Source organism: Nocardia wallacei (genome assembly GCF_029868745.1).
Lineage (GTDB): Bacteria > Actinomycetota > Actinomycetes > Mycobacteriales > Mycobacteriaceae > Nocardia > Nocardia wallacei_B.
On record NZ_JARWOP010000193.1, the window covers coordinates 1 to 13,206 of the forward strand.

Below are 13,206 nucleotides of genomic sequence, written 5' to 3' on the forward strand. Positions count from 1 at the left end.
CACCAACACCAACGAGAACATGGGCGGCCGGGTGGTCGACCCCGGGGTGGGCGGGGTTGAGATAAACAAACCCGACCGCAAGCCGCCCAACCAAAAAGCGCCAAAGATCGAGGCCACCCCCCAGCAACCCGCAAAAAAAACGCCCGGGGGCGGGGGGCCCCCCGCGACGCAGGAATCCGGGCCGCGGCAAGCAGACTCGCCGCCGGGGGCGTTAGCGCGGCTTGTTCTTCAGGAACGAGTCGCGGATCAGCACACCCGCGAGCGCGATGGCGAAACCGATGAGGAAGAGGTAGCCGATGTTGCCCGTGCCCGACGAGGCGCCCTGCGGGCCCTCGAACAGCATGGCCAGCAGGATTACCACGACCACCCAGCCGGCGGCGCGGAAGGTGCGCCGCGACTCGCCGCTCCAGCCCCAGGCCGCGGACGGAACCTCGGCGGGATCGACCTTGGTGACGACGGTGCTCTTGGCGGGCTCCAGTTCCGTGGCGGCCACGTTCGCTCCCATCCGTTCCAGTTCGTTGCACAACCTGTGCGCACTCTCGTCACTATGTTGGCATACGACCGCCCGTCGTAGCCAGCGGGGTGAGCGGGTGTCGGCGGCGGCTGATCGGGAACAATGGAAGGGTGTCCGACATCGTGAGAGTCCTGCTGCTCGGTAGCACCGGTTCCATTGGCACACAGGCGCTGGAGGTGATGGCGGCCGACCCCGAGCGGTTCCAGGTGGTCGGCCTGGCGGCGCGTGGCGGCAATACCGAGCTGCTGGCCGAGCAGATCCGGGTCACGGGCACGGGCAACGTCGCCGTCGCCGACCCGGCCGCCGCCGCGAAACTCGGTGTGGCGCTTGCGGGTCCGGACGCGGTGACCGAACTGGTCCGCCGCACCGAAGCGGATGTGGTGCTCAACGCGCTGGTGGGAGCGCTGGGGCTGGAGCCGACGCTGGCCACCCTGGAGTCCGGTCGGCGGCTCGCGCTGGCGAACAAGGAGTCCCTGGTCGCGGGCGGCTCGTTGGTGACTCGCGCGGCCGCGCCCGGCCAGATCGTGCCGGTGGATTCGGAGCATTCGGCGATGGCCCAATGCCTGCGCAGCGGCCGCGAGAGCGAGGTAGACCGACTGGTGCTCACCGCCTCCGGGGGACCTTTCCGCGGCTGGACCACCGAGATGCTCGACTCGGTGCGCCCGGAGGAGGCCAAGGCGCACCCCACCTGGTCGATGGGCCTGATGAACACCCTCAACTCGGCGACACTGGTGAACAAGGGCCTGGAGCTGATCGAGGCGCACATGCTGTTCGGCATCGACTACGACAAGATCGACGTCACCGTGCACCCGCAGTCGATCGTGCACTCGATGGCGACGTTCACCGACGGTTCCACCATCGCCCAGGCCAGCCCGCCCGACATGAAGCTGCCGATCTCGCTGGCGCTGGGCTGGCCCGACCGGGTGCCCGGGGTGCTCGCGCCGCTCGACTTCGGCAAGGCCTTCACCTGGGAATTCGAGCCGGTGGACAATGTCGTGTTCCCCGCCGTGGAGCTGGCCCGGCAGGCCGGGAAGGCTGGCGGTAGTGTGACGGCGGTCTACAACGCGGCCAACGAGATCGCGGTGCAGGCGTTCCTGGACGGGCAGATCCGGTTCCCCGACATCGTGCGTACGGTGGCGCAGGTGGTCGAGTCGGCCGACCGGTGGAGCGCGGAACCCGCTACCTTGGACGAAGTGCTCGCGGCCGACGCGTGGGCTAGGCAGCGTGCGCGCACGCACGTGGGTAACTGACGCAGGAGGGTTCGAAACCGCATGGGGTTCGCGATCGGGTTCGTGCTGTTCGCCCTCGGTATCACGGTGTCGGTGGCCCTGCACGAATGCGGCCATATGTGGACGGCGCAAGCCACCGGCATGAAGGTGCGCCGCTATTTCGTAGGGTTCGGGCCGAAGATCTTCTCGTTCCGCCGAGGTGAGACCGAATACGGCCTCAAGGCGTTGCCGCTCGGCGGTTTCTGCGATATCGCGGGCATGACCGCGCTCGACGAGCTGGAGCCCGAAGATGTGGACCGGGCCATGTACCGGCAGGCCGCGTGGAAGCGGTTGCTGGTGATGTCCGGCGGCATCCTGATGAATTTCTTCCTCGGCTTCCTGCTGATCGTCTTGCTGGCCGTGGCATGGGGGCTGCCCAGGCTGGACGCTCCGCCGGATACGCAGATCATTCCGGCCGGATGTGTGGCGCCGCAGAATCCGGACGGCAGCGCGGCGCCGTGTACCGGCGACGGCCCGGCTCAGGTGGCCGGTCTGCGGCGCGGCGATTTGGTGAAGGCGATCAACGGCGTGCCGGTGCACAGCTGGAACGATTTCCGCAAGATCACCGAGAGTCAGTCCGGCCCTATCCTTTACACGGTCGAGCGGGACGGGCAGAAGCTCGACATCTCGGTGATGCCGGAGCGTGTGGCCACGTATCCGCTGAAGCCGGATTCGGACGAGCGCGTGACCGAGCCGGTGTACGTCAGCAAGGTCGGGGTCGGCCAGGATTTCTATGCGCCGACGAAATACGGTCTGCTGCCCGCGATTCCGGCCTCGATTTCGTTCACCGGTGAGATGTTCGCCAAGACCTTCCAGTCGTTGGCGCAGATGCCGACCAAGGTCGTGAACCTGTGGCACGCGGTCACCGGAGGTAAGCGGGACGCGGACACTCCGGTCAGCGTGTACGGCGCCAGCAAGATCGGCGGCGAAACCGCCGAGCGTGGGCTCTGGGGCGTATTCGTGCTGGTGCTGGCGAGCCTGAACTTCTTCCTCGGGGCGTTCAACATCCTGCCCCTGCTACCGCTGGACGGCGGGCATATCGCGGTCGTGCTGTACGAGAAAGTACGCAATGTCCTGCGCGGGCGCAAAGGCCTGCCGCCCGGCGCCCCCGTCGACTATATGAAACTTCTTCCGGCGACTTACGTGGTCGTGGTAATCGGCGGGGCTTATATGATTCTCACTCTCGTTGCCGACATCGTGAACCCCATCAAACTCTTCCCCTGACCGGAGCGGTGCTCGTCTGAGAACCGAGTCCACCGAACGGGTATCTGCGAGCGGTTGTCCCGGATTTAACTTGGCGGGAATGTGTGGGCTGTAACGTTCTTCGGCGTTCCGAGAGCTAGGGAGACGCGGTGGTGACGAAGAAGGATGCGGCGGGGGCTGTGGTGGCGGCCAAGCAGCGGCTCGGGTTGACTTGGGGACAGTTGGCCGAGGCAATCGGGCGGGCGCCGGCGTGGACCGTGGCCGCGCTGCTCGGGCAGCATCCCGTGCCCGCGGAGGCGGCGAAAACCATTGCGGCGATGCTGGATCTCGACGGTGAAGTGGAGTCGGCGCTGCGGGCGCAACCCACGCGCGGTGCGCTTGATAGTCCCGTGCCCACCGACCCGACGATCTACCGGTTCTACGAGGTGCTGCAGGTGTATGGACCCGCGATCAAAGAACTCATCCACGAGGAGTTCGGTGACGGCATCATGAGCGCCATCAATTTCCGGATGGATGTCAAGCGGGTGGAGGATCCTGCCGGGGATCGGGTGGTGGTGACGCTGGACGGGAAGTTCCTGCCGTATCAGTGGTGAGTCGATTCCGACCGATGGCAGTGTGATGTCGCTGACCGATCCGCGTTCGGCCGGCGGTTCGTCGCACTCGCCCAGCACGTTCTTGCCGACGCCGATGGTCGGCAGGCCCGTGATCAATCCGAGGTGGCAGGCCAGTCCGAAACGGCGTGGGTGCGCGATACCCTGCCCGTCGCACACCAGGAGATCCGGTGTGGTGCCGAGTTTTTCGAGTGCGGCGAGGGTGGTGGGCAGCTCGCGGAAGGCGAGTAGGCCGGGGACGTAGGGGAAGGTGATTGTGCCTCGGGCCGTGGCGGTGTCGACGGGTTCGAGGGTGTCGGCATCGAGGACCACCACGGCCGCGACGACATGACCCGCGTCGTCGTAGGCGGAGTCGAGTCCCGCGACGGTGCGGAAATTCGGAGGACGGGGATCGGTCGTGTCGACCGACGTTCGCAACCCTTCTTGCATCTCGACAGCTGCTGCGGGTGTGGTGGGCAGTTCTACCGGGCTTCCGACACCGGTCCGGATCGCCTGGACGGGAGCCGTCATGAGGAGTTCATATCAGCCGTGCGATCGGGATTACGTGGGCGGGTAGCGGCGGAGCCATTCCGCGTCGGTGAGGACGTCGCGGAGTTCGGTGGCGAGGTCTTGGGCGAAGGCGTCGAGGGTGGGGAGGGATGAGATCGGGTCGCTGATTGCCTTGGGAACCGCCTGGATTCCGTACTCGGCGCCGATGAGCATGCCGGCCACCGCGGCGACCTGGGGGCGGTGGGTGGCGTAATTCAATGCCAGGAGCAGCGCCTCGCGGACGTAATCGCTGACCATGGCGGAATAGAGGGCGATGCCGAGGGCTTCGACGCCGTCGGCGCCGCCGTTGGGGAAGTACTGGCGGAGGTTGTCGGCCTGGGTGGGAGTCCACTCGTCGCGGATCAACCCGACCACGGTATCGATTACCGCACGGGTCTTTTCGTGGCCTGGCCGGAGGGACACCTGGCTGTAGCCGGCGGCGAGACAATCCAGGAACGGTCGATCGCGGAGCTGCTGGTGCAGGATGACGGCCAGAGTGGCCGCAGGGAGGTAGTCGTCCGGGTGCGGGTGGGTGAGGGCGGCGAGGGCGACAGCGAGATCGAATGTCTCCGAAAGGTCTTCCGACCACACCGCGGCGAGGGCGGCACGGACCAAGACGTCGGCACCGCGGGCTTCGCTGCGTGGGTCAGCGGGACTGGAGATGACGCCGGTCGAGGCGAAGCCGAGTAGAGCGTCGAGGATCGCGGGATCCGGATCACGATTGGATATGAATTCGGTCGCTTGCACGGCAAGCCCGTCGGGGTAATCATGATCACCGGCGTCATGGGCGTAAATGCCGCCGTAGATGCGCCACTCGCTGGCCTCGCTCACGAAGTCCTGCTTCATGTGAAAGAGCCAGCGTTGAAACGCGTGCTGTACTGCCGATACCGGCTCGACCGGCCGGCCGGTGCGTCTCCCGCTGAGAGCACGCATTAATCCCTCGGCAGTGTGCCCCATCAGCTGGGTGATCCAAGTCGAGCGCATATATGAGGAGGGCAGATAGTCGACGAGCTTTTCCTCTGTGTCTATTGCTCCCCCCGCGTGCCAGATGTACGAGGTCAAACCGAAATTGTCCCGCGCGTACGCGAACGCATCGCCGATGCCGGCGGCGACCAGAGCTCCTCGGAGCCGCTCGGCTCCTGTGGGCATCGGCAGTCGTCTCGTTCCCCCCGGCACGCTGCCGGCAACCTCGTCCGATCGCGAGCCGTAGTCCAGTTCGGCCTCCACGGGAGCATCGATATCGACGTAGTGCTGGTTGTAGTCGCTGTCCTCGACGGTCCGGCCTTCCGGCCGAAACTCTGCGCGATGCTGCCATCGCCTGGCCCAGTCGTCGTGCCAATGGCCGATCTTGATGCCGACTCTGTTGCGCTCTTTTGCCGGCCAGCCCTTCGGAGCGATCCTGGGATCTCTCACTGTTACTCCTCGTCGAGTCTCTTGATAGCCTGCCACCAGATGGGAACTTTGCTCTCCATGAATACTCGCTTACCTGGCCATGACAAATCCTTCGACTGCCCTGGAAGGGCATCGGCAGGCCTGCCGAGCTGTGCAATCTCTCTGGCGGTAGGGAAATCGGTCGAGCCTTCGTGGAAACGAGCGAGAATTCCCCTTCCTTCGTTGATTGTCGCGAGGAGTTGCTCATACCGCTTTACCCCCTCTGACCTTTCCGGTCCGTCGGGAATTGATTTCAACTCCGCATATAGTTGATGGGCCTCTCGGAGCATCGCATTGACTTCCCGGGCCAATCGTGGCTTAATATTGCTGACGGCTTCCGCTCGGAAACGGAAGTCGAATCCCTGTAGTGCCCATGCGTAGCTTCCGACGTCGATATTGGCACGTAGTAGCACGTGGTCTACGTGCGATTCCCGGTACCAGCCGAACATTTCATTGTTGAACTCGGTGGCGAACCCTTGGCCTCGGACATGCCGTTGCAAGAAGAGATTGGCGTGATTGGCGATCAGCTGCCCATTATTGTGATAGTAGGTGCGTGTAGCATCACCTACCTTGATTCCGTTTATATCGAATATTTGTATCGCCACGTTCAGCGCGTCTGAACTGCCGCTAACCTCCGTGACCCGGGCAATCAGCCCGCCGTACTTTCCATCGATCGCCCGCCGCAGCAGCGGCAGCAGCCGCTCCGGGTCGACCGGCAAACCATGCGGCGGGAACAGATCCCTCAACTTCGGCCGGGGCTCTTTCGCCGGCGGCGCCGGATCGTCGTGAGTGTCAGTCGGCGGCGGGGGATCCGTCCGGTTCGGGCTCTCCTCTGCGTGATCCGGTCGTTGGGGACCACGCTCTACAGGAGCGTGCTCCGGTGTACGCGAATAGGCGGGCTCTGTCGCCCGGCGTTCTGGATGTGGAGCGCTTTCCGGTCTGCGCTGCGGCTCCGCCCCGGGCCGCCTCGAGGGATGGTCGGACGGCGAGTCCGGACGCCTATTGTCCCAACCGGGTACATGATCCGGCGCCGGCGCACGGTTGCCGACCGGATGTGGCTCCTGAGGCCGGCCGGTGGTTTCACGCGGCGGTGTCCCCGTGTGATCCGTCGGCGGCCGATGCTCGGGACGTTGCCCGGGCGCGCTATTCGGCTCACCCCGGTACTCGGGGCGCCCGCGATTCTCCGACGGATGCGTCGGATTGTGGGTCGCCCGATTCGGCGTACGGGGGTCGATCGGACGAGCCGGATGTGACGGGGGCTCCGGGCGGGGTGGGACCGTGCTGTGGCCGCTGTACGGGGCGCGGTTCGACGGCTGTGGCGGTCGGGTGGTGGGGTCGTGGGGCCGGGTAGAACGCGGCGGTTGTGATGAGGAGTCGTAAGGCTGACCCGGACGCGGTGGGCGCGCGTGGGGGATTGGTGTCGTCGGTGCTGAATCGAGACTGGGCGTATGGGCGTGCGGCATTCCGGTTGTGTCCGGTCGCGCCGGATGTGGTGGGAGTCCCGCGCGTGGTGGTGTGCCGGGGTCGTTCGGTGGCGCCGTGCGGGCGGCGGATCCGCCGTAGAGAGGTATGTGGGGTGGTGTCGGATGTGGTGGGAGACCGGCACGTGGTTGCCTGTCTGGGCCATTCGGCCGTGTGGCGGGCGGTGGTGTCGATGGTCGGTCGGCGATGGGCTGGGAGGTGTGTGGTGGTGGGGCAGGACGCGCAGGAGGATTCGACTCTGGGGCGCGGGTGAGGTGTTCGCCGGGGGCAGGGTGCGGTTGCGGGTAGGGATGACCGGGAGCAGGCGTGGCTCGGCCTGGGGCGCTGGTGCCGGGCGCGCTGGGATGTCTTGTGGTGGGACTGTTGTCGGGGGTCGCTGCTGGTCCGCTGGTGGCGGGGGGCCACCAATCCGGCAGTCGTGTGGCATCGGCGTGATGGTTGGGGTTCTGATGCGCCCAGGGCGGTCCGACTGGCGGCGGCTGGCCCGCGAACGGACCGCTCGGCTGGGCGGGTGGTGGCGTCGGAGAGCGGGGCGGCATGTCCCACCGTGCCGGTTGTCCAGGAGGCGTATTCGCACGTTCCGGCCCGGGGCGAACGTCGTCGGGATGTCCTACAGAGGGAGTGGCGTTTTCCGGGGCGCGTGGGTGGTGTGTGTCGGGCCCGAAGTCGAGGCTTGTGTACCGAGGTGTGTTGTCTGCGTAGGTATCACTTGAACCGGGTTGGTGTGGAGGGAGGTCCAGGCTGGAGCTCTCTACGCCTGGATCAGACCCCTGGTCGGCCAGGTTCCTTCCTTGCGGAACCGGTGGAAGATGTGGCCCGCCGTCTCCATGGGTAGGCCGTCCCCCTTGTTGTCCGGGTCCCGGATCTGATTCGTCTGTTTGTCGATGATCAGGCGGCGGTCCAGAAGCTTCTCCGTCGCCCCGAAGCGGTACTCCACCTCGTTCAGGTCGTCCCGAATCAGGTTGTAGAACACCATCAGTGCCATTGTGGTCCTTCCACAGCGTGTCGTAGCTTTCGCCGGTGCGGGCGGGTATGTCGGCTTGCCAGTCGAATTCCTGGTTCGCCGCGTTGTGTGCGTCTTCGGCGGTGGCGCGTGGGTTGTTGTGCAGGTATTGGGATTCTGCGAGTTCGTGTTCGAGGAGGGTGATGTCTTGTGGCAGTGGGTTTCCGGAGCGTAGTCGGATCCAGGCTTCTGCGATGGAGCGTGAGGGTGCGAAGCGTCCGAGTTTGAGTCCGCCGGCTGCCCAGTCGGTGAGCAGGTGTCTGTCGCGCATGAGATGGTTTTTGATCTGCTCGATCTCGGCGCGGGTGAAGCCGGTGCCGCCGTTCCGGCGTGGTTGGTGGGCGAGGTTGTCCGCGATGTCTGCGATGTCGCTGTCGTCGGATCGGAAGCGTTCGTATGCTCCTTCGGCCCACTCCACGTCGTGGGTTGGTTCGTGGAGGCCGATCGCGCCGCCGGTTTGTACGAGTTCGCGGTGGGTGTCGTGTGTCGGAGCGTCGGAATGGTCGGCGAATTGATCCGGCCGCGCGCCGTGTGGAAGGCCGTGTCCTTCGGCTGTGTTCCGCGACGGGGTTGCCGGGCGAGGTGGGGGTGCGGCCGCGCGGGGTGGTGTCGGTCGAGCGGCATCGGGTGTGGTGTTCGGCCGCGGCGGCGTGTCGGTCCGGCCGGATTCGGGCCGGTGGGTGGATTCGGGCCGGCTCTTGTCCGGGCGGTTGCTTGTGTCGGGACTTGTTGGGGGAGCGACAGTTTCGGGGCGGAGGGGAGCCGGAGTGCCGGCGGCGGAACCGTCCGCTGCCGGGGGTTGGGTCGCTGTGCCAGGTCGCTGCGCGGTCTCGGGGTTGCTGGTGTGGTGCGGGGTCTGGCCTGTCATGGCTGGTGTGCCCATAGCAGGCGTTGTCGTAGCGGAGGCCGGATCGGTGGTCGAGGGTGTGTGCGTCTCAGCGGGAGGGGCTGTGTCGACGGGGGTGGTGGGTGGTGGCGTGGTGGTCGTCGGGTCCGGGGTGTGGGGTCCGGTAACGCTCGATTCGTGCGGGTTGGTAGTGGGGTCGTGGGGGACCGGGTTGTTGTTGCCCGTGTCTTGGAAGGCGGGCGGGGTGTTGTCGGGATTGGTTGTGCCCGTGGTGTTTTCTTGGGGTACGGGGGCAGTTGGGTTCGGGTTGCCGCTGTCGTGGGGGGCGGCCGAGGGGTTGCCCGTGTCGGTCGGGCCGGGGTCGGGGGAAGCCGGGTTGTTCGGGCTCGGAGGTTGTGCGGGAGTACCGGTGTCGGTGGCGGGGGTGGCGCCGGGATCGTGCGGGCTCGGGTTCTGGGAGTGTGAATAGCTGGTGTCGGGGGAGGTGCCGGTGTCGGAAAGTGCCGGAGTGTCAGTGGTTTTCGGTGGTGTGGTGGGGCTTGCGGTGTCGGCGGGGGTGGGGCTCGGCGAGTTGTTCTCGCCGGGATCGTGTGCCGCGGGGCTGGTGGTCGCGCCGGGATCGTTCGTGGCAGCACTGGGGTCGCTCGCTGCGGGGTCGCTCGTGCCGGGACTCGGGTTGCCTGCTCCGGGGTCGTTCTTGCCGGAGCCGAGGTTGCTCGCCCCGGGATCGTTCGTTCCAGCGCCGGAGTCGTTATCGGCTGGGGGCGTTTCTCCGCTGTTGTGCTCGCCGGCCGTGTTGATTCCATTGAGGTGCCCGTGCGGGCCGGCGCTGGCCGCGGTGGTGGCTACGGAGGTGGACACACCGGAGGTCAGGCTCTCTATGCCGAGCTCGAACTTGCCGCCGAACGGGACGGTGGCGGCTTGGCCCGCGACATCGCCGGCGACGCCCCCGACGCTGTCGGCGGCGGCTACGGCGCCGATGCGGCCTAGCTTGCTGTCGATGTTCATCACATTGTTCAGCGCGCCCCCGCTGCCCAGGCCGCCGCCGACAGCGCCGCCGACCGTTCCGGCGAACGAGACCAGACCGAGCGACTGCCAGTCCTTGGCAGTGAGCCCTTCGCGGTCGCCCCGGGCCATTTGCAGCAGGAGGCCGCTGAGGTGAGAGCCGCCCTCTTCCGCGAGACCTGCGAGTGCGCCTATCGCGGCCGCGCGCGCAATGGCCCGGGACAGGATGCGCTGGATCAGGCCGCGCACGAGCGACCGGATCGCCAGCTGGGTCGCCACCCGGGCGGCAGCTCCCGCAGCGGCGCCGATCCCGGTCCACGATGTCGCCAGTGCGACCGCCAGCTCGGCGGCCAGGATGATCATCGCCGCGATGATCGTGAACTTGGTGTGCTCGATGTCGAGGGCGCCCTTGTCGAGGGTGTCGGCTTGTGATTCACACCGCTTGATCAGCTCCTGTAGCGCGCCCTCGTCGCCCCCGATCGCGGACCACATGGTGGCGACCGCGTCGTGGGACTCACCCGACGACAGCGCGGTCAGCACATCGCGCACGACCGCATCGGAGTCCTCGCCGACCGTGCCGAGTGTCTCGGCGAGTCCGTCCCAGGAATCGGCGAGGCGCCGCATCGCCGTCTCGTCGCCTTCGGGCCAATCGCCCGCGCCGACTACATATTTCGCCACCCACTGCAGCGAATCCGGTATCTCGAGACCCATGGATCAGACCACGAGTCCGCCGGCGTTGGCGCCGTCCTGACCGGAAAGCAGGTCGGCGGTTTGCGTCATGCTCTCACCGATTCCGGTCAAGAGCGAGGACAAGCCGTTCACCGACTGCACCAGCTCGTCGATCCCGACGTAGTTCGTCTCGAAGGCCTTGCCCACCTCGTCATCGCCCCAGCATCGACCCTCGGCAGTGATCGACTCCTGCAACAGGGTCAGTGCGTTCTTCACCCGTGTGGCGACGTCGGTGAAGCGGGGCTGCGTGGCGCGCAGCGCCGCCGGGTCGACGCGCAACGGGTCCACAGCGGCTCCTCCGGGTAGTCGGGTGCTTCATCAGGGTTGGACGCGGGCGAACCCGCTCGAGTTCCAGCGAATATCGAGCAGCTCTCCTGCCACGGCGTCAGCGACGGTCGTCGAGGTAGGAGCGGTTGCGGAAATACTCGTCTTCCTCCTCCTCGTCCATCGGCGGCGGTGCCTGGGTGGCCGAGGTCGGCTCGGGCAGCAGCGACCGCACCAGATCCTTGATGCTCGGGGCGCCCGGGAGGATGTCGGAAAGATCGGGCAGTTCGCCTGCCAATTCCTCGATCGGCGCGACAGCCTGCTGCGACAGCTCGGTCGCGGACTGCGCGGCGGACTGCGCGGCCTCGGCGATCGAGCGGCCCAGTTTCTCCGGTGTGGAGCGCTTGAACGCCTCGGGAACCAGGTGCACCTCGAGCGGTACACCCGACACGTTGCTGACCACCCGCACCAGGTTGTCCGACGACCAAGCCTCCCCCGTGGTCGACGCCAGTCGCGTCTGCAGGTCGGCCAATTCACGTCGCTGCTGCTCGTAGGTCTCGAGCATGGAGTCCACTTGGACGCGCAGCTCCTCGTTGCGGGCGCGCATCGCTTCCCGCTCGCTATCGGTCATGCCACCTCCCCCATTCGGTTCCCTGCCAGATCCGACGCGGCGGGACGGCGGTCGGTTCCCTCTTCGGTCCGATTCCACCATCGGCCGGACATCCAGGGCAACCCGGACGAGATTTCCGGACGAGATTTGCGGCACGCCCGAGGGGGAACTTCGTACACCGGACGCGGGCCGCCCGACCAGGTTCGACACGCCCGGGACCGACCGGTCGAGCAACTTACACTGCACCGATCCCCGGACCGCGACGAATACCGGATGGACAACGACGTTTCTCACGACCGGTCGTTGTAGGTGCTCTCACAGCGTCTGGTCCGGCAACACCACTAGACTCGGCCCCGAAACGGTGAGCACACACGAAAGTAGGCAACTGAACGTGAGCGAGCGCAGCGAGCGAATCGACGACGCAGCGCGACAGGCTGCGCCGACAGTCAGCGAGGCACGGCCGTGAGCGGTGCCATCACATTGGGTATGCCGTCCGCGCCCGCGGCGGTTCTCGCACCCCGCCGTAAGACCCGTCAGCTACAGGTGGGCAAGGTCGGGGTGGGCAGTGATTTCCCGGTGTCGGTGCAGTCGATGACGACCACCAAAACCCACGACGTGAATACGACCCTGCAGCAGATCGCGGAGCTGACCGCGTCCGGCTGCGACATCGTGCGGGTGGCCTGCCCGCGCCAGGAGGACGCCGACGCGCTGTCCGCGATCACCAAGAAATCCCCGATCCCGGTGATCGCCGACATCCACTTCCAGCCGCGCTACATCTTCGCCGCGATCGACGCGGGCTGCGCGGCCGTCCGCGTGAACCCGGGCAACATCAAGGAATTCGACGGCCGCGTCAAGGAGGTCGCGAAGGCGGCCGGCGCCGCGGGCATCCCGATCCGCATCGGCGTCAACGCGGGCTCGCTGGACAAGCGAATGCTGGAGAAGTACGGCAAGGCGACGCCGGAGGCGCTGGTGGAGTCGGCGCTGTGGGAGGCGAGCCTGTTCGAGGAGCACGGCTTCGGCGACATCAAGATCTCGGTGAAGCACAACGACCCGGTGATCATGGTGGAGGCCTACCGGCAGCTCGCCGCGCGGTGCGACTATCCGCTGCACCTGGGCGTCACCGAGGCCGGTCCGGCGTTCCAGGGCACCATCAAGTCGGCGACGGCCTTCGGCGCGCTGCTGAGCCAGGGCATCGGCGACACCATCCGGGTTTCGCTGTCGGCGCCGCCGGTCGAGGAGGTGAAGGTCGGCAACCAGATCCTGCAGTCGCTGAACCTGCGCCCGCGCAAGCTGGAGATCGTCTCGTGCCCGTCCTGCGGCCGCGCCCAGGTCGACGTGTACACCTTGGCCAACGAGGTCACCGCGGGGCTGGAGGGGATGGAGGTCCCGCTGCGGGTGGCGGTCATGGGCTGTGTGGTCAACGGTCCGGGCGAGGCCCGCGAGGCCGACCTGGGCGTCGCCTCGGGCAACGGCAAGGGTCAGATCTTCGTGAAGGGTGAGGTCATCAAGACCGTGCCCGAACATCAGATCGTGGAGACGCTGATCGAGGAGGCGATGCGCATCGCCGAGTCGATGGGCGAGTCCGGTACGGGCGAGCCGGTGGTCACCGTCGGTTAGTCCCGGGTGAGCGAGGTGCGTGCGTGAGATCGGGCGTCGCCGTGCGCGGTTCATCGCTCGCGATGGTCAAACAGCAGCGTGTTCGCGGCGTTCG

At 66.7% G+C, this 13,206-nt stretch carries 12 protein-coding genes and 2 pseudogenes; 6 read left to right on the forward strand and 8 right to left on the reverse strand.

Annotated elements, in window-relative coordinates; genetic code table 11:
- Window positions 1-211 precede the first annotated feature (211 nt).
- Window positions 212-493, reverse strand: a complete 282-nt coding sequence (locus QH470_RS15815) for a DUF2631 domain-containing protein (RefSeq protein WP_280273121.1) — start codon at window positions 491-493, stop codon at window positions 212-214.
- Window positions 494-624: 131 nt separating this feature from the next.
- Here QH470_RS15815 and dxr point away from each other — a divergent pair, with 131 nt between their 5' ends.
- The 3 genes from dxr (at window position 625) to cynS (ending at window position 3,578) form a co-directional block, all read left to right on the forward strand.
- A complete protein-coding gene (gene dxr / locus QH470_RS15820; protein ID WP_280273122.1) occupies window positions 625-1,764 on the forward strand; it encodes a 1-deoxy-D-xylulose-5-phosphate reductoisomerase in 1,140 nt (379 codons plus the stop codon).
- A gap of 21 nt (window positions 1,765-1,785) precedes the next feature.
- The gene (locus QH470_RS15825; protein ID WP_280273123.1) at window positions 1,786-3,006 is read left to right on the forward strand and encodes a M50 family metallopeptidase; all 1,221 of its coding nucleotides are present in this window, start codon (window positions 1,786-1,788) and stop codon (window positions 3,004-3,006) included.
- 131 nt (window positions 3,007-3,137) lie between these two features.
- Complete coding sequence (gene cynS, locus QH470_RS15830; protein WP_280273124.1) at window positions 3,138-3,578, forward strand: cyanase; 441 nt, start codon at window positions 3,138-3,140, stop codon at window positions 3,576-3,578.
- 33 nt (window positions 3,579-3,611) lie between these two features.
- On the opposite strand, the pseudogene QH470_RS15835 reads toward cynS, so the two are convergent.
- The 4 genes and pseudogenes from QH470_RS15835 to QH470_RS15850 form a co-directional block, all read right to left on the reverse strand.
- A pseudogene (locus tag QH470_RS15835) lies at window positions 3,612-4,106 on the reverse strand (endonuclease V); the annotation flags it as partial.
- A gap of 30 nt (window positions 4,107-4,136) precedes the next feature.
- Window positions 4,137-5,573 (reverse strand): ADP-ribosylglycohydrolase family protein, encoded by a 1,437-nt coding sequence (locus QH470_RS15840; RefSeq protein ID WP_280273125.1) that lies wholly within the window; start codon window positions 5,571-5,573, stop codon window positions 4,137-4,139.
- On the reverse strand, window positions 5,540-6,301 hold the full coding sequence (locus QH470_RS15845) for a hypothetical protein (RefSeq protein WP_280273126.1): 762 nt from the start codon (window positions 6,299-6,301) through the stop codon (window positions 5,540-5,542). Before QH470_RS15845 ends, QH470_RS15840 begins: the two co-directional genes overlap by 34 nt.
- 1,487 nt (window positions 6,302-7,788) lie before the next feature.
- The gene (locus QH470_RS15850; protein WP_280273127.1) at window positions 7,789-8,022 is read right to left on the reverse strand and encodes a hypothetical protein; all 234 of its coding nucleotides are present in this window, start codon (window positions 8,020-8,022) and stop codon (window positions 7,789-7,791) included.
- 1,681 nt (window positions 8,023-9,703) lie between these two features.
- On the opposite strand from QH470_RS15850, the gene QH470_RS15855 reads away from it, so the two are divergent.
- The gene (locus QH470_RS15855) at window positions 9,704-9,877 is read left to right on the forward strand and encodes a hypothetical protein (protein ID WP_280273128.1); all 174 of its coding nucleotides are present in this window, start codon (window positions 9,704-9,706) and stop codon (window positions 9,875-9,877) included.
- Between the two features lie 168 nt (window positions 9,878-10,045).
- Window positions 10,046-10,324, forward strand: coding sequence for a hypothetical protein (locus tag QH470_RS15860; protein ID WP_280273129.1), 279 nt, complete (start codon window positions 10,046-10,048; stop codon window positions 10,322-10,324).
- Here QH470_RS15860 and QH470_RS38445 read toward each other — a convergent pair.
- From QH470_RS38445 to QH470_RS15870, 3 genes and pseudogenes are all read right to left on the reverse strand, one after another.
- Window positions 10,214-10,603: pseudogene (locus QH470_RS38445) on the reverse strand (WXG100-like domain-containing protein); the annotation flags it as partial. The gene QH470_RS15860 and the pseudogene QH470_RS38445 sit on opposite strands and share 111 nt — an antisense overlap.
- Window positions 10,604-10,606: 3 nt before the next feature.
- Window positions 10,607-10,909 (reverse strand): WXG100 family type VII secretion target, encoded by a 303-nt coding sequence (locus QH470_RS15865; RefSeq protein WP_280273130.1) that lies wholly within the window; start codon window positions 10,907-10,909, stop codon window positions 10,607-10,609.
- A gap of 97 nt (window positions 10,910-11,006) precedes the next feature.
- On the reverse strand, window positions 11,007-11,516 hold the full coding sequence (locus QH470_RS15870) for a YbaB/EbfC family nucleoid-associated protein (RefSeq protein ID WP_280273131.1): 510 nt from the start codon (window positions 11,514-11,516) through the stop codon (window positions 11,007-11,009).
- Between the two features lie 465 nt (window positions 11,517-11,981).
- Between QH470_RS15870 and ispG the strand changes: the two genes are divergently transcribed.
- Complete coding sequence (ispG, locus tag QH470_RS15875) at window positions 11,982-13,112, forward strand: flavodoxin-dependent (E)-4-hydroxy-3-methylbut-2-enyl-diphosphate synthase (protein WP_425302680.1); 1,131 nt, start codon at window positions 11,982-11,984, stop codon at window positions 13,110-13,112.
- The last annotated feature ends 94 nt before the right edge of the window (window positions 13,113-13,206 follow it).

Coding starts and splice junctions, on each gene's coding strand:
- QH470_RS15825 (WP_280273123.1), top strand. CDS start 1,786: ATGGGGTTCGCGATCGGGTTCGTGCTGTTCGCCCTCGGTATCACGGTG.
- QH470_RS15850 (WP_280273127.1), bottom strand. CDS start 8,022: ATGGCACTGATGGTGTTCTACAACCTGATTCGGGACGACCTGAACGAG.
- QH470_RS15870 (WP_280273131.1), bottom strand. CDS start 11,516: ATGACCGATAGCGAGCGGGAAGCGATGCGCGCCCGCAACGAGGAGCTG.
- ispG (WP_425302680.1), top strand. CDS start 11,982: ATGCCGTCCGCGCCCGCGGCGGTTCTCGCACCCCGCCGTAAGACCCGT.